Origin of the sequence: Lysobacter sp. K5869 (assembly GCF_018847975.1) — a bacterium.
Classification (GTDB): Bacteria; Pseudomonadota; Gammaproteobacteria; order Xanthomonadales; family Xanthomonadaceae; genus Lysobacter.
The window spans coordinates 1272746-1298623 of the sequence record NZ_CP072597.1; the positions used below are offsets into that span (position 1 = coordinate 1272746).

Annotated in this window: 27 protein-coding genes and 1 pseudogene; 17 read left to right on the forward strand and 11 right to left on the reverse strand. The window is 69.5% G+C overall.

Features of this window, described 5'->3' with window-relative positions; translation table 11 throughout:
• Window positions 1-46 precede the first annotated feature (46 nt).
• Window positions 47-2638 carry a glycoside hydrolase family 3 protein gene (locus tag J5226_RS05430; protein WP_215838836.1) on the forward strand — a complete coding sequence of 864 codons (2592 nt, stop codon included), beginning with the start codon at window positions 47-49 and terminating at the stop codon, window positions 2636-2638.
• A gap of 392 nt (window positions 2639-3030) precedes the next feature.
• Complete coding sequence (locus tag J5226_RS05435; RefSeq protein ID WP_215838837.1) at window positions 3031-3627, forward strand: response regulator transcription factor; 597 nt, start codon at window positions 3031-3033, stop codon at window positions 3625-3627.
• A gap of 194 nt (window positions 3628-3821) precedes the next feature.
• Here J5226_RS05435 and J5226_RS05440 read toward each other — a convergent pair whose 3' ends face one another.
• The 4 genes from J5226_RS05440 to J5226_RS05455 form a co-directional block, all read right to left on the reverse strand.
• Window positions 3822-4274 (reverse strand): copper chaperone PCu(A)C, encoded by a 453-nt coding sequence (locus J5226_RS05440; protein WP_215838838.1) that lies wholly within the window; start codon window positions 4272-4274, stop codon window positions 3822-3824.
• Between the two features lie 8 nt (window positions 4275-4282).
• Entirely contained in the window at window positions 4283-4891 is a 609-nt protein-coding gene (locus J5226_RS05445) for an SCO family protein (RefSeq protein WP_215838839.1), read from the reverse strand.
• Between the two features lie 329 nt (window positions 4892-5220).
• A complete protein-coding gene (locus tag J5226_RS05450) occupies window positions 5221-5901 on the reverse strand; it encodes a hypothetical protein (protein WP_215838840.1) in 681 nt (226 codons plus the stop codon).
• A gap of 212 nt (window positions 5902-6113) precedes the next feature.
• Complete coding sequence (locus J5226_RS05455; RefSeq protein WP_215838841.1) at window positions 6114-6431, reverse strand: hypothetical protein; 318 nt, start codon at window positions 6429-6431, stop codon at window positions 6114-6116.
• A 214-nt stretch (window positions 6432-6645) separates the two neighbouring features.
• Here J5226_RS05455 and sctU point away from each other — a divergent pair, with 214 nt between their 5' ends.
• Window positions 6646-7755, forward strand: a complete 1110-nt coding sequence (sctU, locus tag J5226_RS05460) for a type III secretion system export apparatus subunit SctU (RefSeq protein WP_215838842.1) — start codon at window positions 6646-6648, stop codon at window positions 7753-7755.
• Between the two features lie 217 nt (window positions 7756-7972).
• Here sctU and sctT read toward each other — a convergent pair whose 3' ends face one another.
• From sctT to J5226_RS05495, 7 genes and pseudogenes are all read right to left on the reverse strand, one after another.
• On the reverse strand, window positions 7973-8767 hold the full coding sequence (gene sctT / locus J5226_RS05465; RefSeq protein WP_215838843.1) for a type III secretion system export apparatus subunit SctT: 795 nt from the start codon (window positions 8765-8767) through the stop codon (window positions 7973-7975).
• Window positions 8768-8780: 13 nt separating this feature from the next.
• Window positions 8781-9047, reverse strand: a complete 267-nt coding sequence (gene sctS / locus J5226_RS05470) for a type III secretion system export apparatus subunit SctS (protein ID WP_074871139.1) — start codon at window positions 9045-9047, stop codon at window positions 8781-8783.
• Between the two features lie 144 nt (window positions 9048-9191).
• On the reverse strand, window positions 9192-9590 hold the full coding sequence (locus tag J5226_RS05475) for a hypothetical protein (RefSeq protein WP_215840330.1): 399 nt from the start codon (window positions 9588-9590) through the stop codon (window positions 9192-9194).
• A gap of 270 nt (window positions 9591-9860) precedes the next feature.
• A pseudogene (locus tag J5226_RS05480) lies at window positions 9861-10124 on the reverse strand (hypothetical protein); the annotation flags it as partial.
• Between the two features lie 3 nt (window positions 10125-10127).
• Entirely contained in the window at window positions 10128-11243 is a 1116-nt protein-coding gene (gene sctQ, locus J5226_RS05485; protein WP_215838844.1) for a type III secretion system cytoplasmic ring protein SctQ, read from the reverse strand.
• Window positions 11236-11841: a response regulator gene (locus tag J5226_RS25330; protein ID WP_255323004.1), complete on the reverse strand. Its 606-nt coding sequence runs from the start codon at window positions 11839-11841 to the stop codon at window positions 11236-11238. Before J5226_RS25330 ends, sctQ begins: the two co-directional genes overlap by 8 nt.
• Window positions 11842-12004: 163 nt before the next feature.
• Window positions 12005-13075, reverse strand: coding sequence for an ATP-binding protein (locus J5226_RS05495; protein WP_215838845.1), 1071 nt, complete (start codon window positions 13073-13075; stop codon window positions 12005-12007).
• Between the two features lie 103 nt (window positions 13076-13178).
• Here J5226_RS05495 and J5226_RS05500 point away from each other — a divergent pair, with 103 nt between their 5' ends.
• The 14 genes from J5226_RS05500 (at window position 13179) to J5226_RS05565 (ending at window position 25853) form a co-directional block, all read left to right on the forward strand.
• A complete protein-coding gene (locus J5226_RS05500) occupies window positions 13179-13760 on the forward strand; it encodes a flagellar biosynthetic protein FliO (RefSeq protein WP_215838846.1) in 582 nt (193 codons plus the stop codon).
• Between the two features lie 399 nt (window positions 13761-14159).
• Entirely contained in the window at window positions 14160-16223 is a 2064-nt protein-coding gene (gene sctV / locus J5226_RS05505) for a type III secretion system export apparatus subunit SctV (protein ID WP_215838847.1), read from the forward strand.
• Window positions 16224-16356: 133 nt separating this feature from the next.
• The gene (locus J5226_RS05510; protein WP_215838848.1) at window positions 16357-17835 is read left to right on the forward strand and encodes an FHA domain-containing protein; all 1479 of its coding nucleotides are present in this window, start codon (window positions 16357-16359) and stop codon (window positions 17833-17835) included.
• A gap of 184 nt (window positions 17836-18019) precedes the next feature.
• The gene (locus J5226_RS05515) at window positions 18020-18418 is read left to right on the forward strand and encodes a hypothetical protein (protein ID WP_215838849.1); all 399 of its coding nucleotides are present in this window, start codon (window positions 18020-18022) and stop codon (window positions 18416-18418) included.
• A 158-nt stretch (window positions 18419-18576) separates the two neighbouring features.
• Window positions 18577-19002 (forward strand): hypothetical protein, encoded by a 426-nt coding sequence (locus tag J5226_RS05520; protein ID WP_215838850.1) that lies wholly within the window; start codon window positions 18577-18579, stop codon window positions 19000-19002.
• Window positions 19003-19032: 30 nt separating this feature from the next.
• Complete coding sequence (gene sctJ, locus J5226_RS05525; RefSeq protein WP_215838851.1) at window positions 19033-19833, forward strand: type III secretion inner membrane ring lipoprotein SctJ; 801 nt, start codon at window positions 19033-19035, stop codon at window positions 19831-19833.
• On the forward strand, window positions 19830-20477 hold the full coding sequence (locus J5226_RS05530; protein WP_215838852.1) for a hypothetical protein: 648 nt from the start codon (window positions 19830-19832) through the stop codon (window positions 20475-20477). The genes sctJ and J5226_RS05530 overlap by 4 nt, the downstream gene beginning before the upstream one ends.
• A 37-nt stretch (window positions 20478-20514) precedes the next feature.
• Window positions 20515-21240, forward strand: coding sequence for a FliH/SctL family protein (locus tag J5226_RS05535; RefSeq protein ID WP_215838853.1), 726 nt, complete (start codon window positions 20515-20517; stop codon window positions 21238-21240).
• Between the two features lie 43 nt (window positions 21241-21283).
• On the forward strand, window positions 21284-22636 hold the full coding sequence (locus J5226_RS05540; protein WP_215838854.1) for a FliI/YscN family ATPase: 1353 nt from the start codon (window positions 21284-21286) through the stop codon (window positions 22634-22636).
• Window positions 22633-23136 carry a hypothetical protein gene (locus J5226_RS05545; RefSeq protein ID WP_215838855.1) on the forward strand — a complete coding sequence of 168 codons (504 nt, stop codon included), beginning with the start codon at window positions 22633-22635 and terminating at the stop codon, window positions 23134-23136. The genes J5226_RS05540 and J5226_RS05545 overlap by 4 nt, the downstream gene beginning before the upstream one ends.
• 22 nt (window positions 23137-23158) lie before the next feature.
• A complete protein-coding gene (locus J5226_RS05550) occupies window positions 23159-23953 on the forward strand; it encodes a hypothetical protein (RefSeq protein ID WP_215838856.1) in 795 nt (264 codons plus the stop codon).
• A gap of 48 nt (window positions 23954-24001) precedes the next feature.
• Window positions 24002-24472 carry a hypothetical protein gene (locus J5226_RS05555; RefSeq protein WP_215838857.1) on the forward strand — a complete coding sequence of 157 codons (471 nt, stop codon included), beginning with the start codon at window positions 24002-24004 and terminating at the stop codon, window positions 24470-24472.
• A 233-nt stretch (window positions 24473-24705) separates the two neighbouring features.
• A complete protein-coding gene (locus J5226_RS05560; protein WP_215838858.1) occupies window positions 24706-25017 on the forward strand; it encodes an EscF/YscF/HrpA family type III secretion system needle major subunit in 312 nt (103 codons plus the stop codon).
• Window positions 25018-25103: 86 nt separating this feature from the next.
• Window positions 25104-25853, forward strand: coding sequence for a DUF6683 family protein (locus J5226_RS05565; RefSeq protein ID WP_215838859.1), 750 nt, complete (start codon window positions 25104-25106; stop codon window positions 25851-25853).
• Window positions 25854-25878: the final 25 nt, after the last annotated feature.

Here is a 25878-nt window from a genome sequence, read left to right on the forward strand (position 1 = left end):
CCGGCCGATGCGGCGCCCTTATCTTCCTCGCCTCCAGGAGCGACCCATGAACGCCGCCTCCCACCCGCCCCGGCGCGCCGCCGCTGTCTCGATCCAAATCGCCGCGCCGCGACCGCGGCGCTTGGCCTGGGCCTTGTTGCTGGCCTTGGCGCCGGCGTGGCCGGTCATCGCGCAGGCGCCGGACGCGAGCGTGCATCCGGCGCAATGGCCCGCGCTGAAACCGCCGATCCCGCGCGACGCGAAGCTTGAGGCGCGCATCCAGGCGCTGCTGGCGAAGATGAGCGTGGAGGAGAAGGTCGGCCAGATCGTGCAGGCCGACATCAACAGCGCCACGCCCGAGGACGTGCGCAAGTACCACATCGGCTCGGTGCTGGCCGGCGGCAACTCCGAGCCCGGCGGCGTGTCCGAACCGGGCGGCAACTACGCCGCGCCGCCGAAGGAATGGCTGGAGATCGCCGACAAGTTCTATGCCGCCTCGATGGACGGCGGCGACGGCAAGGTCGCGATTCCGATCATGTTCGGCATCGACGCGGTGCACGGCCACAACAATCTGATCGGCGCGACCTTGTTCCCGCACAACATCGGCTTGGGCGCGATGCGCAATCCCGCGCTGATCCGCCGCATCGGCGCGGCCACCGCGGCCGAGGTGCGCAGCACCGGCATGGAGTGGACGTTCGCGCCGACTTTGACCGTGCCGCGCGACGACCGTTGGGGTCGCACCTACGAAGGCTACTCGGAAGATCCCAGGTTGGTAGCGAGCTACGCCGCGGCGGCGATCGAAGGCCTGCAGGGCAAGCTCGGCAGCAAGGAATTTCTCGACGGGTCGCACGTGATCGCTTCGGCCAAGCATTTCCTCGCCGACGGCGGCACTTTCGAAGGGCGCGATCAAGGCGACGCCAAGATCGGCGAGCGGGAATTGCGCGAGATCCACGGGGCCGGCTATCCGCCCGCGTTGAAGGCCGGCGCGCAAACGGTGATGGCTTCGTTCTCGAGTTGGAACGGCGCCAAGATGCACGGCAACCACGCATTGTTGACCGACGTGCTCAAGGGGCGCATGGGCTTCGACGGTTTCGTCGTCGGCGATTGGAACGCGCACGGGCAGTTGCCCGGTTGCGCCAACGACAACTGCGCGGCAGCGTTCAACGCCGGCGTGGACATGCTGATGGCGCCGGACAGTTGGCGCGGCTATTACGACAACGCGCTCAAGCAAGTCAAAAGCGGCGAGATCGCCATGGCCCGGCTCGACGATGCGGTGACGCGGATCTTGCGGGTGAAGCTGCGCCTGGGTTTGTTCGAGGCGGGTTTGCCGTCGAAGCGGCCGCTCGGCGGCAAGTTCGAGCTGCTCGGCAGCCCCGAGCATCGCGCCATCGCGCGGCAGGCGGTGCGCGAGTCGCTGGTGCTGTTGAAGAACGACAGCGGCGTGCTGCCGATCGCGCCGAAGTCGCGGGTGCTGGTGTTCGGCGACGGCGCCGACAACGTCGCCAAGCAATCCGGCGGCTGGACTTTGAACTGGCAGGGCACCGGGCTCAAACCCTCGGATTTCCCGCATGCGCAATCGATCTGGGCCGGCCTGCGCGAGCAGATCGAAGCCGCGGGCGGGCGCGCCGAGTTGTCGGTGGACGGCAAGTACGCGGACAAGCCCGACGTGGCGATCTTCGTCTATGGCGAAGATCCTTACGCCGAGTTCCAGGGCGATCTGCGCATCGCCACCTTCCGCGGCACGCGCAATCCGGAATTGGAGACGATCAAGCGGCTCAAGGCCGAAGGCGTGCCGGTGGTGAGCGTGTTCCTGTCGGGCCGGCCGCTGTGGGCCAATCGCGAGATCAACGCGTCGGACGCGTTCGTCGCCGCGTGGCTGCCGGGGTCGGAAGGCGGCGGCATCGCCGACGTGCTGCTGCGCAAGGCCGATGGCGCGGTGCAGAACGACTTCAAGGGCAAGCTGTCGTACTCGTGGCCGCGCAGCGCGGTACAGGTGGTCAACGTCGGCGATAAGGCGTACTCGCCGCAGTTCGCGTTCGGCTACGGGTTGAGCTATGCCAAGGGCGGCAAGGTCGGGGCGCTGTCGGAAGATCCGGGCACGCCGGATCTCGATCAGCGTTCGATGAGTTTCCTCGCCCGCGGCGCGTTGCCGCGCGGCTGGCGGCTGCGCGTGGACTCGCAAGGCAAGCGCAGCGACGCGGCCAAGCCGCCGTTGGCGAGCGCCGACGGCGCGCTGGCGGTGACGGCGGTGGATTACAAGGCGCAGGAAGACGCGTGGCGGGCCGAGTGGAAGGGCGAGGCGCGGCTGGATCTGGTCGCCGACGCGCCGGTGGAGTTGGTGCGCGAGACCAACGGCGACGTGCAGTTGCTGATCGCGCTCAAGGCCGACGCGGTCGGCGCGGGCGAGGCTTATCTGACCGCGCAGTGCGGGCCGAAGTGCGAGGCGAAGCTGCCGTTCGGCGGGATTCTGCGCGGCTTGCCGCGCGGGCAGTGGCAGCGCATCGGCGTGCCGCTCAAGTGCGTGCGCGCGGCGGGGGGCGATATGGGCAAGCTGGAATCGCCGTTCGGTTTGCTGGCGCCGAAGGGAACCGTGGTGACGCTGCATGAGGTCGCGTACGGGACCGATGCGGAGCGAGTGGTGGAGTGCAAGCGGCAGTGAGCCGGAGGGGACGCTCTCGTTGCTATCGTGGCGAGGCGTAGCTCGCCGCGCTGAGCGCTGCTGGATTCCCGCGCCGCGTTCGCGGGCATCCAGGGCTTCGCCGAACGTCCGTTGCCGTCGTTCCAGCGAGCGCTGGAATCCATTTTGCTTTCGGCTTCTGGGAGCGGTACGCGGAGCAAAGGCAAAGTCAAAATGGATTCCGGCGCTCGCCGGAATGACGGGATGGATTCCGACTTTCGCCGGAATGACGGGGTGGGCAGGATCGCCGCGGAACCTCGCGGTCTTGCTTCGCCATCGCCCGTCGGCAACCTTCCAACCACAGGCATGGACACTTTGTCCTGTGGCAGTTTGCCGCACTCCCGCCGCGCGGGGCCGGGCGTAGGATGCCGCGCATGAACGCAACCACGCCCCCTCGTGCCGTTGTGAACGGCCTCCCCGGCCCGGGTCTGATCGTCGACGACGACGGCACCTACGCCGCCACTTTGCAACGCAGCCTCGCCCGTCGCGGCATCGAGGCCCGCACCGCCGGCAGCGTGGGCGAGGCCTTGGATCAGGCCTTGCTGCAGGTGCCCGCATTCGCCTTGGTCGATCTCAAGCTCGGCGCCGATTCGGGGCTGCAGTTGATCCGGCCGCTGCGCGAGTTGCGCGCCGACATGCGCATCGTCTTGGTTACCGGCTACGCCAGCGTCGCCACCGCGGTCGATGCGATCAAGCGCGGCGCCGACGATTACCTGCCCAAGCCGGCCAGCATCGGCGCGATCCTCGCGGCGCTCGGCATCGATTCGCCCGATACCGCGCCGCTGCCGGCGTCGACGCCGGATACGATGATGCCGCTGCGGCGCTTGGAGTGGGAGCATATCCAGCAGGCGCTCAACGACACCGGCGGCAATATTTCGGCGACGGCGCGCTTGCTTGGGATGCACCGGCGTTCGTTGCAGCGCAAGCTTGGCAAGCGGCCGGGGCCGGAGCGCAGCGTCGTCGGCTTGTAGCGATTGCGGCCGAAGCCCCTGTAGGAGCGGCGTGAGCCGCGACCAACCGAAGCGGCCGAATACCACGCCGATTGCCGAAGCTCGTCCGAATCGGCGCTGGCTTTAGAGCTGTTGCCTGAACAGACGGGCTTTGGTTGGCGCGCTTTCGTTCATCGCTTCGGTTGATCGCGGCTCACGCCGCTCCTACAGGTAGATCACGAGGCCGGCGTCGCGAGCGGGCGGATTTCGGCTTGCACCTCTTGCTCACTGCGCTTGCCGCCGGCGTCTTCGAACACCAAGGTCAGCGCGACCGTCGCGCCGACCCGCAGCGGCTGCTTCAAGCCGATCAGCATCAAGTGATAGCCGCCCGGCGCCAGCGCGACGGCGCGGCCTTTCGGCAAGTCCAGCGCGGCGACTTGGCGCATGCGCATGGTCTGCCCTTGCATCGCCATCTCGTGCACTTCGACGTGTTCGGCCGCGGGCGAACGCGCGCCGATCAGGCGCAGGTCGCGCGCGGCGGTCAAGCGCATGAACGCGCCGGTCGCCGGCTGCTGCGCCACGGTCGCGCGCACCCACGGCGCGTCCACGGCCACTTGCGCCCAGGCGGCGGGCGCCGCGCACAGCAGCACGGCGGCGAACAAAGCGGAGCGGAAACGGTGCGTGCGCATGCGCGGCCTCACAGGATTTGGCGGATGTCGTCGACGCACTCGGCCGCGCTTTGCTCGTGGCGCAGCGCCATGCGCAGGCGGCCGTGGGCATCGTAGACGTAGCTCAGCGCGGAGTGGTCGATGGTGTAGGTCGAGCCGGTCGGCACTTTCGCGTAGACGACGCGGAAGGCCTTGGCGGTGTCGGCGATGCGTTGTTCGCTGCCGCTCAGGCCGATGAAGCTCGGGTCGAAGGCTTGGGTGTAGGCCCGCAGCACTGGCGGCGTGTCGCGTGCGGGGTCGAGGGTGACGAACAAGACCTGCAAGCGCGCGCCGTCGGCACCGAGTAGTTTGCGGATCTGCACCGCGCGGGTCAGCGCGGTCGGGCAGACGTCGGGGCACAGGGTGAAGCCGAAGAACAGCAGCACGATCTTGCCGTAGAAATCCGAGAGCGAGCGCTCGCGGCCCTGCGGATCGAGCAGGCGGAAGTCGCCGCCGAAACCCGGGCGCAGGCTGAGATCGATGCCGTGCAATCGCAGTTTCGGTTCGTCGCGGCCGCAGGCGCTCAGCAGCGCGGCGGCGCCGGCCGCGGCGAGCAGGCGGCGACGGGAAGGCGAGGGAAGAGGGGTGAGGTCGCGCATGCGAAATCGCTTCGGTGCGGGGAGGCTGGCATTGCAGCACCGGCGTTGCGCGGATGGATGTGGCTCAGTGTCGCAGCGGCGTTTTTGCATGCGGCCGTCGGTTCGACGATTTCATGCGGCAGAGCGATGAGCGTGGTCGAGGCCGAAGAGCCTCGCGGCGAAAATCAAAATGGATTCCGGCTTTCGCCGGAATGACGGACTTGGGAGTGCGACGTCGCTTCCAGCATCGTCATTCCGGCGAAAGCCGGAATCCATTTTGACTTTGCGTCTGCATGGCGGCGGCCCGCGACCGCGCTCCAAAACCGCAACGCGGCCCTCGCGACTACCGCTCAAAGATCGCGAACCACCCACCCGCTGGGCAACGGCGCGTCCGCCACATCCAACACCGCTTGCGCCACTTCCTCCGGCGAACGCCCCGCGCGCCACGCATCGGCGAGCGCGCGCAGGCGCTCGCGGGTGGCGCGGGTGTAAGCGCCTTCCATCTCGTTCTGCGCGTCGGCCGCGAGTTTTTGCGGATACAGCGTGCGCGCGTCCTCGCTGCGGTTGAGCAACGCGATCAGCCGCGCCAGCGCGGTGCGGAAGGTGTCCGCGCCCAACGCGGTGCGCTGGGTGCGTTGCAGATGCCACACGGTCAGATACTCGACCGGCCCGAGCAAACGCCGCGGCGTCGCGCCGAAGAAATGCCCGGACAAGGCGCTGACCGCGACCGGCCCGCTCGATTCGGGCAGGCGGGTCGCGCCCCACGAGCTCAGCGCGCCGCCGGGCAGGTCCATGCGCCGCAGCGCGGTGCCGAAGGTGTCGGCGAGCAGGCGCTGGGCGCGCGCGTCGTCGCTCTCGGCGACCACGCCGAGCAGGCGGATGAACAAGGGATAGCGCTCCTCGCCCAGGCGCCGGACCACCCGCTTGAGCACGCTGAGCCGGTACTCCGGATCGCTGTGCGCGGCCAGCGCGGACACCAGCCGGTCGGCGGCGGCGCGCAGGGCTTCGGGCGAGGGGGCGGGTTCGGTCACGGCGGGCGGGGCGGCGGAAGACGCCATTAGCCTAAGCGAAGGAACGAGAGATGAGGAACGAGGAACGAGCGAACCCCGCGGCTCTCACTGGTTCCTGGAATCCGGCTTCAGCACGACGCGACTTGCCCTGCATGTGGAACGCAAACGCGCGCATCGCCGAGCGGGCCAGGGAAGGTGGGATCGGAACGAAGCGGGCGGCGAGCCGCCGCGGGTCAGGCGCTCAGCGAGTCCAGCACCGCCTCGGCGCCGCGGTCGGCGGCGGCGGACAGGTCGAGCTGGCCCAGCTCGTGCTCCAGGCGGGTGTCGCCCGGCAGGTGGCGGTCGCCGGCCGCGACTCCGCGCCAGGCGTCGGCGTTGAGGGTCTCTTCGCCCGGATCGACCGCGGGCGGGGCATACGCGGGAACCGCCTCGGCGACCGCGGCCGGCGCCTGCGCGCCCTGCGCCGCCGGCTCGCGAACGCGCAAGGCTTCCAGCGTCTGGCTGTCGAGGCCAGCGCGGTCGATGCGCGAGTCGGGGCCGATGGTGCTCATGCGGGCGGTGGGAGCGGTCGCGGTGTGGGGGATGGACGCAATGTAGCCCCGGGGCGCGGAAACGGCCAACTCGGGGCGACCCTAGGTGCGCCCAGGGTGCCCGGCGCGCATTCAGGCGTGGCGTCGCACGGCCCTGGGCGATTGCTGACACCCGCCACTTTCGCGCTGTGGCGCGCGTGCTAGCCTCGGTGCCCTTCCCGCAGCAGGGCCGCGCATGGCGAAGGACCAGGGCGCCGACAAGACCGAGCCGCCGACCCAGAAAAAGATCCGCGACGCGCGCAAGGAAGGCAACGTCGCCAAGAGCAAGGAGCTGACCAGCACCGTCTTGGTGCTGGGCTGGGTGGTGTGCGGCTGGCTGATGATGGACTTCATGCGGCTCAAGCTGATCCGCCTGTTCGAGACCAGCCTCAAGGCGGTCAACCAGCCCTTCGGCGACGCCCTGCGCGAGGTCGGCGGTTCGGCCTTCGAGACCTTGCTGTGGCTGACCCTGCCGCTGCTGGCGATGGCGGTGTTCCTCGGCGCGGTCGTCGAATTCCTCCAGGTCGGCCCGATCCTGGCGCTGGGCAAGCTCAAGCCGGCGATGGACAAGATGAACCCGGCCGAGGGCGTCAAGAAGATGTTCTCGCTCGACAATCTGGTCGAGCTGCTCAAGTCGGTGATCAAGAGCGCGGCGCTGATCGGCATCGGCGTGTTCGTGATCTACAAGATGCTGGGCCAGCTGATGTTGCTGCCGTACGCGCCGCCCGAGGCGATGGGCTCGGGCATCTGGTACGGGTTGGTGCGGATCGTGGTGTGGACGATCTTCGTGTTCTTCTTCGTCTCCGCCATCGACGTGTGGTACCAGAAGTTCTCCTACCTCAAGCAGTTGCGCATGAGCCGGCGCGACATCCAGCAGGAGGTCAAGGAGAACGAAGGCGACCCGCATGTGAAGAGCCGGCGCCGGCAGTTGCATCAGGAATGGTCGCAGCAGAACATGCTCAACGCCGTCCGCCAATCCAACGTCGTCGTGACCAATCCCACCCACATCGCCATCGCCCTGCAGTACGAACACGGCGTCACCGACTTGCCGGTGGTGGTGGCCAAGGGCGAGGGCTACCTGGCCGAGGCGATCAAGCGCGCCGCGGTCGAGGCCGGCGTGCCGATCCTGCAGAACGTGGAACTCGCGCGCGGGCTCAACGAGCGCGCGGAGCTCGACGAATACATCGGCAACGAATTCTTCGAGGCGGTGGCCGAGGTGCTGCACTGGGCCGAAAGCGTGCGCCGCCTGCGCGACGGCGACGACAGCGCGCCGGAATTGCCGCCGCCGTTGGACGATCAGCGCTGACGGTTGCGCGCGATCCGGTTCGCCTTGTAGGAGCGGCGTGAGCCGCGACCAACCGAAGCGATTCAATACCACGCAGTGTCCGAAGCCCCCTCTGCTCAGACGCTCGCTCTTATAAAGCAGCTGCCGAACGTCCGGTGCTTCGGCGGCTGCGCTTGCGTGAGTCGCTTCGGTTGATCGCGGCTCACGCCGCTCCTACACAAAAGCGGCCGTCCCGCCGTTACGCCCCGCCGAACACCTTGTTCAAGGCCTCGATCAACCCGCGATTGCCGGAGATCCGCTCCAGCACGATCTCCACATACACTCCCAGCATCAGCAACACGATCCACGTCGCCAGCCAGGCCTTGATCGGCATGGTGATGGTGAACACGTTGAGCTGCGGGGCGAAGCGGTTGACCAGGCCGAAGGAGATGTCGATCAGCATCAGCACCACCATCGCCGGCGCGGCCAGCACCAGCAGCGCGGTCATCAGATAGCTGAATTGCCCGACGAACAGCTCCATCCCGGCCGCGTGCAAGGTCGGGAAGAACGACACCACCGGCCACATCGCGTAGCTGGCCATCAGCAGGTCGAGGAACACCAGGAACGCGCCGCTGGCCATGAACAGCCAGGTCGCGAACTGCGAGAGGAAGCTGCCGTGCAGCGAGGCCTGATGGCCCTGGATCGGGTCGAACACCTGCGCGAGCGTCATGCCGACTTGGGTGTCGATGACGTTGCCGGCGGCGCTGATCGCCCAGAACACCATGCCGAACACGAAGCCGATCGACACGCCGATGAACAGCTCCTTGAGCACGATCGGCGCGAACTGCAGCGCGTTGAGCTGGCTCAGCGGCACGCCGTTCATCGCCACCGGGATCGCGATCAGCGCCAGCGAGACCATGAAGCTGTTGCGCACCAGCGGCGGCATGTTCTCGTTCGTAATCAGCGGCAGCATCATGAACGCGCCGAGCACGCGCGGCAGCACCAGCCCCAGCGCGAGCAGCAGGTTGCCGCCGTTTTCGACGTCGAGAATCATCGGGCCGCGCGCATCAGTGCCGGATCATGCCGGGGAAGTCGAGGAAGATGCGGTCGGCGAAGGTGTAGAGGGTGCCGCCGATCATCGACGCGGTGACGAACAAGGTCACCACGATCACGGTGAACTTGATCGCGTAGGCGAAGGTTTGTTCCTGCAACTGCGTGGCGGCCTGGATGAAGGCCACCACCAGCCCGACCACGGCCGCGGCCACCACCGGCGGACCCGACAACAGCAGGGTCAGCCACAGGGCCTGTTTGGTCATTTCGAGCATGTCGCCCATGGGGGGGATCCGTTGCGGCGGGAGGTCGTGCGGGCCGGGGAATAAGGGGAAAGAGGGGAACTAGGGGAATGCAGGTCGCGCAGGGAATCGAAGATCGGCGTCGCCACCATTCCCCAATCCCTTTATTCCCTTCATTCCCCCGCTTCACCCGCCATACGTCAACACCAACCCATGCACCAGCTTCGCCCAGCCGCCGATCAGCACGAACAGCAGCAGCTTGAACGGCAGCGAGACCGTGGTCGGCGAGAGCATCATCATGCCCAGCGACAACAGGATGTTGGACACCACCAGGTCGATGATCAGGAACGGCAGGAAGATCAGGAAGCCGATCTGGAACGCGGCGGTGAGTTCGCTGACGGTGAAGGCGGGGATCACCACGATGAAGTCGTTGACGGTGATGTCGCCGCGCGCGTTCGGCGGCAGCAGGCGCTGGGCGCTGCGCAGGAAGAACGCGCGCTCGGCGTCGCTGGAGTGCTTGATCAGGAACTTGCGCAGCGGCTCCTTGCCGGCGTCCATCAGCTGCAGCAGGCGCGCGGCGTCCATCTTGCCGCCGAGCACGGCCGAGGGCGTCGGCGTCGGGCGTTTGGCGTTCGCGGCGGCACTGGCGGTGGGGGCGGCCGCAGCGGCGGTCGCGGTCGCCGGAGCGGCGGCAGCGGCCGGAGCAGCGGCGGCCGCAGCGGCAGCGGCCGGCGCCGCCACGTTCGCCGCGACCGGCGCAGCGCCCGTCGTGGCGGCCGGCGCGCCCGTCGTCGCGGCGGCCGCAGTCGCCGCGGCCGGACCGGTCCCCGGCGGCTGCCCCTGCGTCGCCGTCGCCGCGGTGCCGCCGCCGGCGCTGGCGTTGACCGCGTCGTGGGTCTCCAGGATCACCGGATACATCACATAGATCGACAGCACGATCGCCAGACCGTTGATGACCACGTTCGGCGGCACCTGCTGCAGCCCCAGCGCGTTGCGCAGCAGGCTCAGCACCACGACGATCTTGGTGAAGGAGGTCACCATCACCGCCACGAACGGCGCCAGCGCGAGGCTGACCACGGTCAGCAGCACCAGCGCCGGCGAGAACGAACTGAAATCCATGACTCAGCTCCAGGAGAGCAGGCGCACGCCCAAGGTGTCGCCGACCGCGACGATCTCGCCGCGGCCCGCATCGCGCCCGTTGGCGCGGATCACCACGTTGGCGCCTTCCAGGCGCGAGGGCAGCGCGAACACGTAGCCGGGCTGGAAACCCTTGAGGTCTTCGTAGCGGCATTCCAGCCGGCCCAGGTCGAAGTCCAGGCGGACCGGTACGTCCGGGCCGGTGGCTTCGGGCGCCTGCGCGTCGGATTCGGGATCGCTCATCGAAGATGTCTCCTGGTGCGTGGAAAGGAATTGGGGCGGGCCGTCGATGCGCCAGCCTTCGGCGCCCGGCGCCAGCGGCCAGGCGCAGCCCGGCGCGCGCGCGCGCATCTGCGGCAGGCGCTGGAAATTGCCGATCACCAGCACGTCGCCGACGCGCAGCTGGCGCCATTGCGCGTAGCGCAGGGTCGGGCCGTCCCAGGCCAGCGCCAGCGGCACCGGCAGCTGCGACCAGTCGCGGTACTGCGCGCCGTCCTCGTCGCCGCGCGGCGCGCGTTCGAACAGTTCCGAACGCTGCAGCAGGCGATCGACCCAGCCCGGCGGAATGCGCAGATGGCCGCGCGCGCGCACTTGCGCGGCGGGGTCGAGAATGCGGAAGCCCAGCCACAGGCCGTCGTCGTCGCCGTTGCGCGCCTGCAGGCTCTGCAGCGAGGCGGCGCCGTCGTCGACCACCGGGATCAGCGCCACGTCGAGCGCCTGACTGAGCTTCATCAGCTGCGATTCGTGGGCCAGGCTCCAGGCCAGCACGCGCGAACGGCCGCGGTAGCCGGTCCAGTGCAGGCCGGTGTCGGTGTCCAGCGCCAAGCCGCTGTCGAGCTGCAGCCGCACCCGCGTGCCGTCGCCTTCCAGCGTCACCGTCTCGCCGTCGACCGGGCCGGCGGCGAAGAACTCCAGCCAGCCGCCGCCGTCGCGCAGCGGCCAGCGCTGGGCCGCGCCGAAGAAGCCGCACAGCGCCTGCGCCTGCCACAGCGGCACCGACGCCACCCGCCCGCGCAGCGGGCGCGCGCGCTCGGCGTGGTCTTCGCCGAACGCGTTCGGCGCGGCGTCGGGCGCGGTTTGGATCGCGTCGGCGTCAACCATGGCCCAGCGCCACCTTCATCAATTCGGGCAGCGAGCGTACCCCGAGTTTGTTCATCATGTTCGATCGATGCAGTTCCACGGTCTTGACGCTGATGCCGAGCACGTCGGCGATGATCTTGTTGGGTTTGCTCGCCACCACCAGATCCATGACCTGACGCTCGCGCGGGCTGAGCTTGGCCAGCCGGTCGTCGCCGGCTTCGCCGCCGCCGGCGTGATTGCGCGCGTTGGCGACGGCGGCGCGGATCGCTTCGATCAGGCCTTCGTCGCTGAACGGTTTTTCCAGGAAGTTGGACGCGCCCTTGCGCATCGCCTCGACCGCCAGCGGCACGTCGCCGTGCGCGGTGACGAACACCAGCGGCAGGCCGATCCCGCGCCGGCGCAGTTCTTCCTGCAATTGCAGCCCGCTCATCAGCGGCATGCGGATGTCCGAGACCAGACACTGCGCGCCGCTGCCGTGGCGTTCGCTGCCGTAGGCCTCCAGGAAAGCCGGCCCGCTGGCGTGGGCCTGCACCTCGAAGCCGGCGGTTTCCAGCAGCCACGCGGTGGATTCGCGGAAACCGTCGTTGTCGTCGACCAGATAGATGCGCGCTTCGCTCATGCGGGTGTCCTCGGACGTGCTTCCCTGGTGCCGGCGTTCGCCCGTTCGAAGCGCGCGCCCGTGGCCGACGGCGCGGCCGAGCCTCGCCCGGCCGCGCGCCAGCGCGACGGTATAACCCGAAGCGGCGGGGCGGCGGTGCTGAGGTTTGTCACCTGCGCGCCTTTCAAGCGCGCGCCTCGTAACGCGGCAGGGTGAAGCCGAACACGCTGCCGCCGCCTTCGCGCGGCTCGAAGAACAGCCGGCCCTCGTGGTATTCGATGATCGAGCGGCAGATCGCCAGGCCGATGCCCAGGCCGTCGGTCTTGGTGGTGAAGAACGGCGAGAACAGTTGGTCCTGCTCGGCCGGACTGAGGCCGGCGCCGCGGTCGGACACGCGCACTTCGACCTGCTCGTCGAGGTTCAGCCGCGCGTCGATGCGCAGCTCGCGCCGCTCCGGGGCGATCTCGCGCATGGCTTCGATCGCGTTCTTGACCAGATTCAGCAGCACCTGTTCGACCATCACCCGGTCGGCGAACACCGGCGGCAGCGGCTCGGGCAGGCGCAGTTCGATGCGCAGATCGAGCCGCTCGGCCTCCAGCCGCAGCAGCTCCAGCACGGTTTCGGCGATGCGCGACAGGGCGTGGGCGTCGCGCCGCGGCTCGCGCGCGCGGACGAACTCGCGCACTCGCGAAATCACCGCGCTGGCGTGCTCGGCCTGGGTGCGCGCGGCTTGCAGCGCGCGTTCGACCTGGACCGGTCCACCCGCCTGCTCGACCAGACGCAGGCTGCCGTTTACGTAGTTCATGATCGCCGCGAGCGGCTGGTTCAGCTCGTGCGCGAGGGTCGCGGCCATCTCGCCGACCGACATCATGCGCGAGGTGAACAGCAGTTTTTCCTGGCGGCTCTTGTGCGAGGCCAGGGTTTCGATGCGCTCGCTGATGTCGACCGCGGTCAGCACGTCGGCCGGCGCGCCGGCGTGCTCGGCGCGGCCCCAGTGCAGCGCGTACCAGCGGCCGCTGTGCGGGGCGCGGACCTCGCGCGGACGCGCGCCGTCGCCGGCTTGGGCGTGCAGGCGCGCGAGCAGGGCGTCGCGGCGTTCGTGTTCGGGCAGTTCGCCGAAGTCCTCGCGGTAGCGCGCGTTGGCCGCGCGCAGCGCGCCGTCGGCGGCGAACACCGCGCAGGCGAACGGCACCGCGGCGAGCAGGCCGGCGTCGTCGCCGGCGGCTTCGGTGGCGGCGGAGCGGGCGCGGGCCATGCCTCAGCCTCCCGCGTTGGCCGGCCGCGCGGCGCACGACCGCGACGGGCTGCTACGGTATGTCGCCGCGCGCCGGCGCCGGTGCGCCGCGCTCGGGGCGCCGATGCCGCTGTTGCCGATCCTTCTATTTCCGAATCTGGTTGCGCACTCAATCGCCATGCCGACACTGCCCTTGCTGCGTTCCGTCGTCCGTTGCGGCCTCGCCCGCGCCTGCCTCGCCTTCGCGTGCTGCGCGCCGTGGGCCGCGTTCGCCGCGGCGCCGGCGGCGTCCGCCGCCGCCGTTCCCGCCGCCGAGGCCGCCGCTGCGCAGCCGCCGTCGATCTTGTTCGAGTTCGCCGCGATCCTGCTGCCGGTGGCGGTGGTGCTCGGCGGCCTGGTCGCGGTGCTCTACGTGCTGCGCAAACGCCACGGCCTGACCGCGCGCGACGCGCCGCTGTCGGTGCTGCAGATCCTGCCGATCGGCCCGCGCGAGCGGATCGTGGTGCTGCGCACCCGCAGCGGGCGGGCGCTCGCGATCGGCGTGAGCGGGCAATCGCTGAACCTCATCGCCGAACTCGACCCGGCCGACATCGCTCCCGCGACGGCCGCATCGGAGGCGACGGTTGCATCGGCAACCGTTTCCGCGAGCGCTGCTCCCACACCGTCCGCAGCGGACCCCAGTGTCTCCGCGGAGCGCGAATCGTGAGCGTTTTGCAGGTACGTTAGACGAATACGTCGATGCAATTGCGCACGAGTTCACAAAAACAGCGACGAATGCGCGCGAATTTAGCCGCATGCAATGAAGAGCGCGTGAGTTTGTGCACGCCTTGCGCGGAACCGGGTTGTTCACACAACAGGTGACAAATTGCACTTAGTATCGGCCGTCCGGACCGGCATCGTGTCGAGGACAGCGCCATGCGAGGTGGCTCAGAAAAACGCGGCAACGCAGCGATGGTCTGCGCCGCCGCGTACTGTGCGGCTCATCACACGAACGCAGCCCGCGGACCCGCTCCGTGGGACGGCTCGACCGCCGCAGCGAATCCGCGCGGCGCCGTGCCGGCACCCGCGGGGAGCGGGGTTTCCTAAGGATTTTCGGGACTGACGAATGCGTGGACTGCTGACTTCCTGGATCGCTACCGCGTCCGGCGCGCAGGGGCGTCGCCGCGCGGGCTACAGCGACGTGGTCCTGGCGTTCGCCGCGGTGACCATCATCGGCGTGATGATCCTGCCGCTGCCGCTGGCGATCATCGACACGCTGGTGGCGGTCAACATCGCGATCGGTTTCGGCCTGCTGCTGATCGCGCTGTACATCCCCACGCCGGTGGCGTTCTCCAGCTTTCCCAGCGTGCTGCTGCTGACCACGCTGTTCCGCTTGTCGCTGTCGATCGCGATCACCCGCTCGATCCTGCTCGAAGCCAACGGCGGTCATATCGTTGAAACATTCGGCAGCCTCGTCGCCGGCGGCAACCTCGTGGTCGGCTTCGTGGTGTTCCTGATCATCACCGTGGTCCAGTTCATCGTCATCGCCAAGGGCGCCGAGCGCGTGGCCGAAGTCGCCGCGCGCTTCACCCTGGACGCGATGCCCGGCAAGCAGCTGTCGATCGACTCGGACCTGCGCGCCGGCCTGATCGACAAGGACGAAGCCAAGCGCAAGCGCCGCCTGCTGGAAGTGGAAAGCCAGCTGCACGGCAGCCTCGACGGCGCGATGAAGTTCGTGAAGGGCGACGCCATCGCCGGCATCGTCATCATCATCATCAACCTGCTCGGCGGCTTGGCCATCGGCGTGCTGCAGAAGGGCATGCCGCTCACCGACGCGACCCACACTTATTCGATCCTGACCATCGGCGACGGGCTGGTCTCGCAGATTCCGGCCATCCTGGCGACCATCGCCGCCGGCCTGGTGGTGACCCGCACCGCCGGCGACGAAGACGACCGCCATCTGGGCGAGTCGATCACCCGCCAGGTCTCCGGCCAGCCGCGCGTGCTGCTGATCACCGGCTGCCTCGCGTTCCTGATGATCTTCGTGCCGGGCTTCCCCAAGCCGGTATTCCTGATGCTGTCGCTGGTGCTGCTCGGCTTCGCCGGCTGGCGCTACCGCCATCACCACCCGCTGCTGCGCCGCGTCTTCAGCGTGCCCGAGGGCGAGCGCGCGGACGAGGACAAGCCGGCCAACGAGGACGAAGTGGCGCCGCCCGCGCCGCTGCAGCTGGAGATTTCGCCGTCGCTGGCGGCCGCGTTCGGCGAGTACGCCGCGCGCGAGCGCATGGTCGAAGTCGCGCGCCGCCTGCGCGACGAATACGGCGTGCCGCTGCCGGTGCCGGTGGTGAAGATCGCCGCCGACCTCGACGGCGGCGACGGCCTCGGCGGTTACCGTTTGACCGCGTTCGGCGCGCGCATCGCCTTCGGCCGCTTGTCGCCGAACGCGCAGTTCCGCGCCGCGCGCGCCGGCGACGCCAACGCGCCCAAGCTGCCGGGCTTCTTCCCGCCGCTGTCGGGCGAATGGACCGGACAGGCCGGCGCCGGCATTCGCGACGCGCTGAGCACGGTGATGGAGCATTGCCGGCATGCGCTGGAACGGCGCCTGGGCAGCTTCATCGGCATCCAGGAGGCCTCCAACCTGTTCGGGCGCATGCAGCGCGATTACCCGGATCTGGTCAAGGAAATGCTGCGCGTGGTCGCGCCGCAGCGCGTCGCCGACGTGTTGCGCCGCTTGGTTGAAGAGGGCGTGCCGATCCGCAATCTGCGCGACGCGTTCGAGGCCATCACCGACGTCGGCGGCCGCGAGAAGGACGTGGTGCTGCTGACCGAGTACGTGCGCGTCGCGCTCAAGCGCGAAATCGCCGATCGTTACGCCGACGGCGAACGCACCATGCAAGTGCTGCTGATCCATCCGGAACTGGAAGACCGCCTGCGCCAATCGGTGCGCGTGGCGGGCGGCGCGACCCAATTGGCGATCTCGCCGGAACTGGCCGGCCGCCTCGGCGCGGAGGTGCGTTCGCATCTGTCGCGACAAGGCGAAGGCATAAAGCCGGTGTTGCTGTGTTCACTGGATGTTCGCCGTCACCTGCGCAAGCTGTTGGAGATCGACTTCTTCGAGCTGCCGGTGTTGTCCTACCAGGAACTCGCGCCCGATCTGCGCATCGTGCAGGCAGGCCAGGTCAACGCCTGAGGAGAACGAAGCCATGCGCATCGCTGCCCGCACGCATTCCCCCATTCATCGGCCGAACGGCCCGCGCGTATCGCGCGTCCCGGCCGCGCGTCCCGCCTTCGGCGGCGACGTCTGAACAGGAGTTACCGCGATGATGTCCACCGACCAACATCCCACGCCCGACGACGCGCCCGAGCCGCGCGCCGCCGATGCCGCGATCGAGCCGGCGCCGGCCGCGCCGGCTGAACAGCGCGCGGAGCCGCGCGCGGCCGAAGCGCGCGCCGAGATCCGCGTCGCCTCGCCGGCGATCGGCGTGCTGCGCATCGTCTCCGGCCTGCACACCGGCGGCAGCCGGCCGCTGTCGGCGCAGGAAACCGTGCTGATCGGCAGCAGCGGCGATTGCGACATCGTGCTGTCCGATCCCAACGTCGCGCCGCGCCACGCGTTCCTGACCCGCATGGGCGGCACGGTCTCGCTGCGCGCGCTCGACGCGCCGCTGTTCGTCGACGGCCAGACCTTGAACCCGGGCGATCCGGCCGAACTCGGCGCGATGCAGCGCGTCGACATCGGCGGCGCCTCGTTCGCGGTCGGCGCCGCGGAAGATCCGGGTTGGGCGACGATGCTGCCCAACCTCGCCGACGCCGCGCGGCCGGCCAAGACGCCGATGCGCCATCTGCCGCTGATCGCGGGCCTCGCCGCGCTGTCGCTGGTGTCGGTGGCGATCGCCGCGGCGGTGATGCCGGGCTTCGAGAAGAAGCCGACGCCGACCGAACTGGTGCAGCCGCTGATCAAGGAATTCTCCATCGCCGGCGGACGCTTGGCCGAGAACGAAGACGGCAGCTTGGTGCTGTCGGGCACGGTCAAGGACGCGACCACGCGCGAGATGATCCGCAAGCGCCTGATCACCGATGAGGTCGATGCGCGGCTGGAGCTGCGCACCGGCGACGACATCGCCGCCGACGTGCGCGAAGTGCTGCGCAGCCAGGGCCTGACCACGCAGACGCGCTATCTGGGCAACGGCGACGTCGAAGTCAGCGGCCGCTTCGCCGACGAAGACCAGTTCAAGCGCGCGGTGGCTTCGCGCGCGATGCAGGACGTCAACGGCGTGCGCCGGGTGATTCCGCGCAACCTCGACGAAACCCACGTCGCCGCCGGCCCCGCGGTGGCCGCGCCGGAAGCGCCGAAGAAGGCGACGCCGGCCGAACCGACCCGGATCGTCAAGATCGTGCGCGGCGACAGCCCGCACGTGATCGACCTCGACGGCGCCGAGTACGCGGTCGGCGACACCTTGCCCGACGGCCGCGATCTGATCGCCATCGGCGACAAGGCCTGGGCGCTGAACAAGCTGACCGGGGTGACCGAGCAGATCAAGGCGCAGCCGCTGACCGCGCAGGAACTGGCCATCGCCAACGGCACCGCGCCGGCCGCCGATGCCGCCACCGCCGCGACGCCGGCGGCCGCGGCCAGCGCGACGCCCGCGCCGAACGCCGCGACGCCGGCCGCGCCCGCCGCCAATGCCGCACCGACGGCCGCCAGCGGCGCCAAGGCGCCCGCCGCTGCGCCCGCGAGCAGCGGCGCGCCCGCGCGCCCGGCCGTGGCCGAGGCGCCCGCGCGGCCGGGAAACCGACAATGAACGCGGCGACCCAGGGTCAGCACTAGGTGGTTTCACCCGCGCGGCGCCGATCTAATCCAACCTCGGCACCTTGCACCTGTCGTCCGCTGAAGCGTCAAGAATCGCAACACACGTCAAGTTTTCGGTGCCATTCGTTGTTCCACGCCATTGCGCGGCCTTGCCGCAAACGAGCAGGAGAGACGTCATGAGCAACAACGCAGTCAACGGCGCCGGCGGCAATGCCGGCCTGGTCACCAGCTTCATCGCCGACGTCAACAAGAACGACGCCATCGGCAACGGTAAGAGTTCGCGCGGCGCCGGCAGCAGCAGCGGCGCGGGCGGCGGCGTGTCGGCCGGCGGTGGCGGCGGCGGCGGTCAGGCGAGCTGGTACGAGTCGATGGCCCGCGCCTGGGGCCAGACCATGGACGCGCAGGCCTCGCGCATCACCGAGCTCTCCGGCTCGATCGGCGGCGGCAACGACCAGCCCTCGTCGATGATCGCGCTGACCTCGCAGAGCCTGCGCATGCAGTTCATCTCCAACAGCGCTTCGACCTCGATCAACTCGGTCGCCCAGGGCATCGAGAAGCTCGCTTCGAAGAACTGACCGGCGCGCGGCCCGACGTCTGCCGCCTGCCGTCGCGGCGCCCGGATCCCCGTGTCCGGGCGCCCGCGGGGCTTGCGGAGAAGTCGGGTGCATCGCCACCGTCGTCGTTTACATTCGGTCCCATCGTTGTCGAACCTACCGTTGCAGGAGACAGGTTCATGATCGAAGCCATCCAAGTCGCGGCCGAAGCCGCGCAGCCGGCCGCCGCTTCGCCGGCGCAGTCGCCGCAGGCCTCGGCCTACGACATCCGCGAGTTCGCGGCCGCGTTCGATCGCGGCGCCGCTCCGGGCGGCGCGGGCGGCGTGCACGCCGGCGGCGCTCAGCAGGTCGCTCAGGCCGGCGCGGCCGAGCCCTCGCAGGGCACCCGCGCGGTATTGAGCGCGCTGGACAACCTCAACGGCGGCGCCGAGAGCATCGGCCAGGCCAGCCAGAGCCTGTCGGCCAACGCGGCCGAACTGACGCCGGGCGAGATGATCCAGATGACCATGAAGTGCCATCAATTCATGTTCACCTCGCAGCTGACCTCGAACGTCGCCAACCGCACGTCCGACGGCATCCAGCAGCTGTTCCGCCAGCAGTCGTAACACGCAAGGCAACCACAACACGGGGGATGCATGGGTAGGGCGTCGGGCTTCAAAGCGGTAAGGATTCTGGCGGCCCTGCTGGCCTGCCTGCTGATCGTGGGATGTACGCGCACGCCGCTGTACAGCCAACTCGACGAGCAGCAGGCCAACGAACTGATGGCGGCGCTGCTCGACGCGGGCATCCCCGCCGAGAAAGACCCCTCGCCGAGCAAGACCGGCTGGGAAGTCATGGTCAATCGCGGCGACATCCCCTATGCGATGCAGGTGCTCAACTCGCGCGGCCTGCCGCGCGCGCAGTACCGCTCGCTGGGCGACGTGTTCAAGAAGGAAGGCTTCGCGTCCTCGGCGCTGGAAGAGAAGGCGCGCTACCTCTACGGCCTGTCGCAGGAACTCTCGCGCACGCTGACCCGCATCGACGGCGTGGTCGAGGCGCGCGTGCACATCGCGCTGCCCGACCGCGATCCGCTCGGCGGCAACGTCCAGGACTCCTCGGCCTCGGTGCTGATCTTCGAGCGCCCGGGCCAGAGCCTGCGCGACCGCGAGACCGACATCAAAGTGTTCGTGAAGGACAGCGTCGAAGGCCTGGACGACGTTAACAAGGTCACGGTCAAGTTCTTCACCGTGCAATCGCCGCCGAAGGTCAGTCAGGCCGGCGGCCCGCTCAATGCGGTGCTCGGCTCGATCGACCTGAGCGCGGTCATCATCGGCGCCGGCGTGTTGGTGCTGCTGGCGATCGTCGCGTTCTTCTTCGGCCGCATGCGTTCGCGCCTGTTCCCGGCCGCGCCGCAACCGCCGCCGAGCAACGCCCGCGGCGGAGTGTGGAACGGATGAGCGTCGCGGCGCTGCGCGCGGTTCTGGCCGAGACCGATGCCAGCTGGCACGGTCGCGGCGAGGACGAGCGCATCGCTCCGGAACTGCTGGCGGCCGCGCGCGACAGCGCGATCGGCCGCCGTTTGCTCGGCGGCTGGCTCGCCGCCGAAGCCGCGCCGGCGCTGCTGGCGCCGCAACCGGGCGCGGGCTTCGCCGCCGCCGCGTTGCGCTGGCCGCGTGCGCGCGTGGAGCGCCTCGTGCGCGATCTGGGCGCGCTCGCTTACGCCCCGGCGATCCGCGCCGAAGTGCGGCGCGAGCCGGTGCGCCGGCTCAAGCAAGCGCTCGACAATTCCTACTTGCTCGCGCTCGACAGCCAGGTCTGGGACGGCAAGGTGCAGAACCAACTGGCCCTGCAGCTGGGCGACAACCTCGACCGCGCGCTGCGCATGGACGACGACGCGCCGCTGTATTTCCTGCTCGACCTGCGCGGTCGCGCCGAACTGCGGCTGTGGGCCGAGCGCCGCGATCCCGGCCTCGCCGATTGGGTGCGCCTGTTGTTGCCGCGCGAACTGCACGAGAGCGCGCCGGCGCTGGTCGCGCACCTGCCGCCTGACGTGGTCGAGCGCCTGCACACCCATCACGGCGCGCGCCCGCTGACGGCCTGAGCCGCTACGCCCTTCGCTTCAGCCACACGGAACCGCCATGCCCGCCGATTCGCTCCGCCACGATGTCCCGTCCGCCGCCGGCGCGAGCAACGTCGCCGATCTGTCGGCGCGGCGCGATCTCGGCCGCGGCGGCGGCGCGGTCGCGGTGTTCGAGCGCAAGCAGTTCGAGCGCGCGCTGGCCGGCACCGTGGTGCCGGCGCAGCAATGGAATCAGGTCGCCGAGATCGACCAACTGCTGGCCCGGGTCAACACCCTGTACGAACAGGCCGGCGAAGAGATCAAGCAAGCGCGCGAGGCCGGCTACGCCGCCGGTTTCGCCGAAGGTCTGGCGCGCGCGCAGCAGCAGATGGCGCAGCAGCTGGCCGACCTCAACGAGCGCCGCGCGCGCGTGCTGGCCGACGCCGGCAGCCGCGTGACCGAGCTGGCCTGCGCGATCGTCGCGCGGATCTCGCCCGAGTTCGACGCGCGCGCGGTGGTCCCGCCGCTGGTCATGCAGGCGGTGGAAGCCGCGCAGGCCGAACAGTTCCTGCTGATCCGCGTGCACCCCAGCGTGCGCGAGGAAGTCGCCAAGGGTCTGGGATTGGTGCGGCAAGCGCATCCGGTGGTCGGCGTGATCGAACTGGTCGACGACGAGAGCCTGGACAAGCTGAGCTGCGTGGTGGTGTCGGAAGTCGGCGAAGTGCGCGCCGGCGTCGCCCAGCAGATCGAGGCGATCCGGATCGCGCTGTCGGGCGCCGAATACGGCGCGGAGCACAGCGAATGACCGCGCGCGCGCCCGCCGTTCGCACTGCTACGCGAGGCGCGCGATGAGCAGCCTGCCGCGCACGGTATTGCAGCCGGCGCCCGCGCCGGTGCAGATCGACCCGCTGATCGCCGCGCTCGCGCGCGTGCCCAGCGTGGTGCGCGTGGGCAAGGTCGCCGAGGCCTACGGCACCATGATCCGCGCCACCGGACTGAAGGCGATGATCGGCGAGCTGTGCGAACTGCGCAGCCCGCGCGACCGCAATTTCCGCCTTACCGCCGAAGTGGTCGGCGTCTCGCGCCAATACACCTTGCTGACGCCGCTGGGGCCGCTCGACGGCGTCGCCCACGACACCGAGGTCGTCGCCACCGGGCGGCAAGCGTCGGTGCGCTGCGGCGAAGGTTTGCTCGGTCGCATCCTCGACGCCAACGGCGACGCCATCGACGGCCGCGGCAGTTTCGGCCCGACCGTGCAGATGCCGATCTACGCCGCCTCGCCCAATCCGTTGGCGCGGCAGTTGATCGAAGAACCCTTCGCCACCGGCGTGCGCGCGATCGACACGGTGATCACCGCCGGCGTCGGCCAGCGCCTGGGCATCTTCGCCGTCGCCGGCGGCGGCAAGAGCACCTTGCTCGGCATGCTCGCGCGCGGCGGCGACGCCGACGTCAACGTGATCGCCCTGGTCGGCGAGCGCGGCCGCGAGGTCAACGAATTCATCCACGACAACCTCGGCGAAGCCGGGCTCAAGAAGTCGATCATCGTGGTCGCCACCTCCGACCGCCCGGCGCTGGAACGCAGCCGCGCGGCCTGGGTCGCCACCGCCATCGCCGAATACTTCCGCGACCGCGGCCAGCGGGTGATGCTGCTGGTGGACTCGGTGACGCGCTTCGCCCGCGCGCTGCGCGACGTCGGCCTCGCCATCGGCGAGCCGCCGGCGCGGCGCGGTTTCCCGCCGTCGGTGTTCAGCCAGATGCCGCGCTTGTTCGAGCGCGCCGGCAACAACGACAAGGGCTCGATCACCGCGTTCTACACCGTGCTGATGGAAGGCGAGGACGGCGACGACCCGGTCGCCGAGGAAGTGCGCTCGATCCTCGACGGCCACATCGTGCTCTCGCGCAAACTCGCCGCCGCGTACCACTATCCGGCCATCGACGTGCTGGTGAGCCTGAGCCGGACCATGCCGCGCGTGGCCGACGACGCGCACCAGCGCGCCGCCGGGCAGTTGCGCAAGTATCTGGCCAAGCACCAGGACATCGAACTGCTGCTGCAGCTGGGCGAGTACAAGCGCGGCAGCGACGCCGACGCCGACATCGCGATCGAGAAGATCGAACCGATCCGCAAGCTGCTCAAGCAATCGGCCGCCGATCTGGCCGACTACAAGCAATCCGTCGACGCGCTGCGCAGGTTGTTCGGATGAAGCAGCGCTTTCCCCTGGCCACCTTGCTGCAACTGCGCGAACACCGCGTGGAGACGGCGCGCGCGGTGGTCATGGAGCGCCAAGGCCAGGTGCAGGCGCGGCGCGAGGCCTGCGTGGCGATCGAGGGCGAGATCCAATCGCTCAACCAGGAACGCGCCGACCAGCGCCTGCGCCTGCTCGATCCGCCGCCGGCGGGCGTGCCGTGGCCGATGGCGATGTCGCAGCGCGAAGCGCATATCGATCATCTGGCCGAACTGGCCGGCGCCGCGCGCCAGCGGCTCGCCGACGCGCAGGGCAAGCTGCGCGAAGCCGAAGCCGCGCTGGACGAGGCGCGCAAGGCCTTCTTCCGCGCCAAGGCGCGGCTGGAGGCGTTGGAGAAGCGCCGCGACGTGTGGCGCAAGGAACAAAACGCGATCGCCCAGCGCCGCGAAGAGGCGCTGTCGGCCGATCTGTTGCTGTCCGCGCGCCAACGCTCCTCGCACGACAACACTCCTTTCTGAGCGAATCCTTTCCGAGGTCGCCATGAGCACGATCCGCCACAACTCCGCGAACGAAGACGCCAAGCGCGCGCAACAGGCCGCGCAAGACGCGCAGTTGGCCGAACGCCGGCACGCCGCGCACGAACCCGCGCCGCCCGAGTCGGTCGATCAGTTCCGCAACCTGATGCAGCAGCGTCAGGCGCTGGGGCAAAAGGGCGAGCAGACCACCGGCGCCCAGCCCGAGGACGGCCAGTACGCCGCCGGCGATCAGGCCGCGCAAAGCCAAACCTTGCGCGACCGCCAGCAGAACGCGCTCGAGCGCGGCCGCAATCAATACGCCCAGGACCAGAGCGCGCAGAGCCACGCCGCGCAGGGGCAGGCGCGGCAGCAGACGGTCGAGCAGAAATCGCGCGACGAGCAGCGCTATTCGGTCGGCTTCGATCGCGGCGATGCTGGCCAGCCGTCGTCCGAGCAATCGGGGCTGTGGCTGGCGCAGCAAGCCATGCGCGCCGAACAGGCCGCGCCGATGCAGGCGCCCGCGCCGACCTCCAACGCCGCCGCGTTCGCCGAGCTGATCGAGCGCCACGTGCGCCAGCTCGCGGTCAGCAGCGGCGGCGCCGACGGCGAGAACGGGCAGGTGCTGCTGCGCTTGTCCGATCAGACCCTGCCGGGCACCGACCTGTTGCTGAGCAAGACCGCCGACGGCTGGCAGCTGCGCGCCGATTCGCGCTCACGTTCGAGCTACGACGCGATCCGCGAAGCCGGCCCCGAGCTGATGCGCCGCTTCGCCGCGCGCAACCTCGGCCAGCTCAGCATCGATCCGCATTTTCACGACTGACCGCCGCGCCGCGCGGTCCCCGCTCACTCAACCGATGGAACGCCACCGATGACCACCCAGAACGCCGCCGACGACCAGCGCCGCCAGCTGCGGGCCTCGTTCGAGAACCTGCTGCAGGATCAGGCCGATCTCAACGCCGACGACCGCAGCTTCCTGATGAAGCATTTCGACGACGCGCTGGAGCAGCAGGATTTCGATACCCCGGTCGAACTGGACCCGGAGGCGATGCGCCGCGACTGGGCCGTCGCGGTCGATGCGCTGGTGCCCGACGCGACCGCCAGCGAGCGCGACGTGCACCTGCGCCGTTTCGACGAAACCCTCGAACCGCTGCGCCGCGACACGGTCAAGGACGCCTACGAGTATTCGCGCCGCCGCCGCGAGCAGGGCGACGAGGCCGCGACGCAGTGGCTGAACGAGCGCAACGCCTCGCGCAAGACCGCGAGCGCCGCCGCCGCCGCGACCGCGCCGGCGCAGCCGGCCGCGCGCAAGGCGACGCCGCGCAATCCGTGGGGCGGCTGAGGCGGCTTGGGGGATAAGGAACGGGTGGAGGGGAGCGAGTGAAGAGTGAAAGCGGGTCTCCGTTCTCGTTTCTCGTTCCTCTTCACTGAGTTCCTGGCCCCGCCCCCTAGGGTACGCCATAGCTTGTTGCCCCCCGGGCCCGCGCGGAAGATGGCATCAACCAACCAGGGGCGGGTCTCGACGACCAGGCTGAACCGCTCTGTCTCGCACAACGCATCGCATTGGAGAAGATCATGAGCAACGACGTGAATGCCCTGTTCGCCAATTCCCTGGCCAATCAGGAAGTGCAGAACAAGACCAACGAAGCCAAGAGCGGCGGCAAGGACGGCTGGCTGATGGCGCTGGCGACCATGGCCGGCAAGCTGGCCGACAAGAAGGCCGACCAGATGACCAAGGCGATCGAAGGCCTGCCGGCCGACGCCAAGCCGAGCGACATGCTCAAGACCCAGGCTCTGGTCTCGGAATTCCAGCTGATGATGAACACCTTCACCAACGTGGTGAAGACCATCGGCGACACCAACGCCAACACCGCCCGCAAGGGTTGATGTCGGCCTCGCGCCCACGGCGCGAGCGAAGGGGAGCGAAGCCGCGAGGCTTCGCTCCTTTCGCGTTTTTGCGGCAGGGATTTTTCATGGCGACGACGAAGACTCTCGCGGCGGCGATCGCGCTGCTCGGCGCGTGCGCGCCGGCCGGGGCGCAGGACTATCAGCCGTACATGGACTCGTTCAATTCGACCATGACCTCGATGCAGAACACCGCCGGCACCGCCGCGGTCAACGCGGCGATCAACCGCTCGTTGAGCCAGCGCGGCAAGAGTGCCGCGCCCGCGGCCAAGCCGGCGGCGAAAGCGGCGGCGACGGCGGATCTGTCGTTCCGCCGCGATCCGGCCACCACCGAACGCGTGCGCGCGGCGCTGATCGCGGCGATGGGCAAGCAAAGCCGCGGCGTCGCCGACGACTTCGCGCGCCGCTCCGGCGGCGCCGATTACCGCCGCCGTTTCGCCGCCACGCTGCCGGCGCGCGGCCTGTCCAACGACAACCTCGCCGATGTCGCCGCGTATCACGTCGCGGTCAATTGGGCGCTGGTGCATCAGGCGGCGTTGCCGTCGGCGGCGTCGCTGCGCGCGTTGCGCGAGCAGATGCGCGGCTCGTTCGCCGACAACGGCGTGCTGGCGCAGCTCGCGCCGGCGCAGCGGCAGTGGGTCGCGGACGATTTCCTGTTCCGCTCGTTGAACCTGGACGAGAAGGTCGAGCAGTTCGCGCGCGCGCCGGATCCGCAGACCCAGGCCGCGTTCGCGCGCGCGGCGCGCGAGGACATCCGCCGGACCTTGGGGCTGGACTTGCAGGACTATCGATTCACGGCGGCCGGCTTGGTGCGCTGAGGCGCATCGCGGACCGGAAACGAAC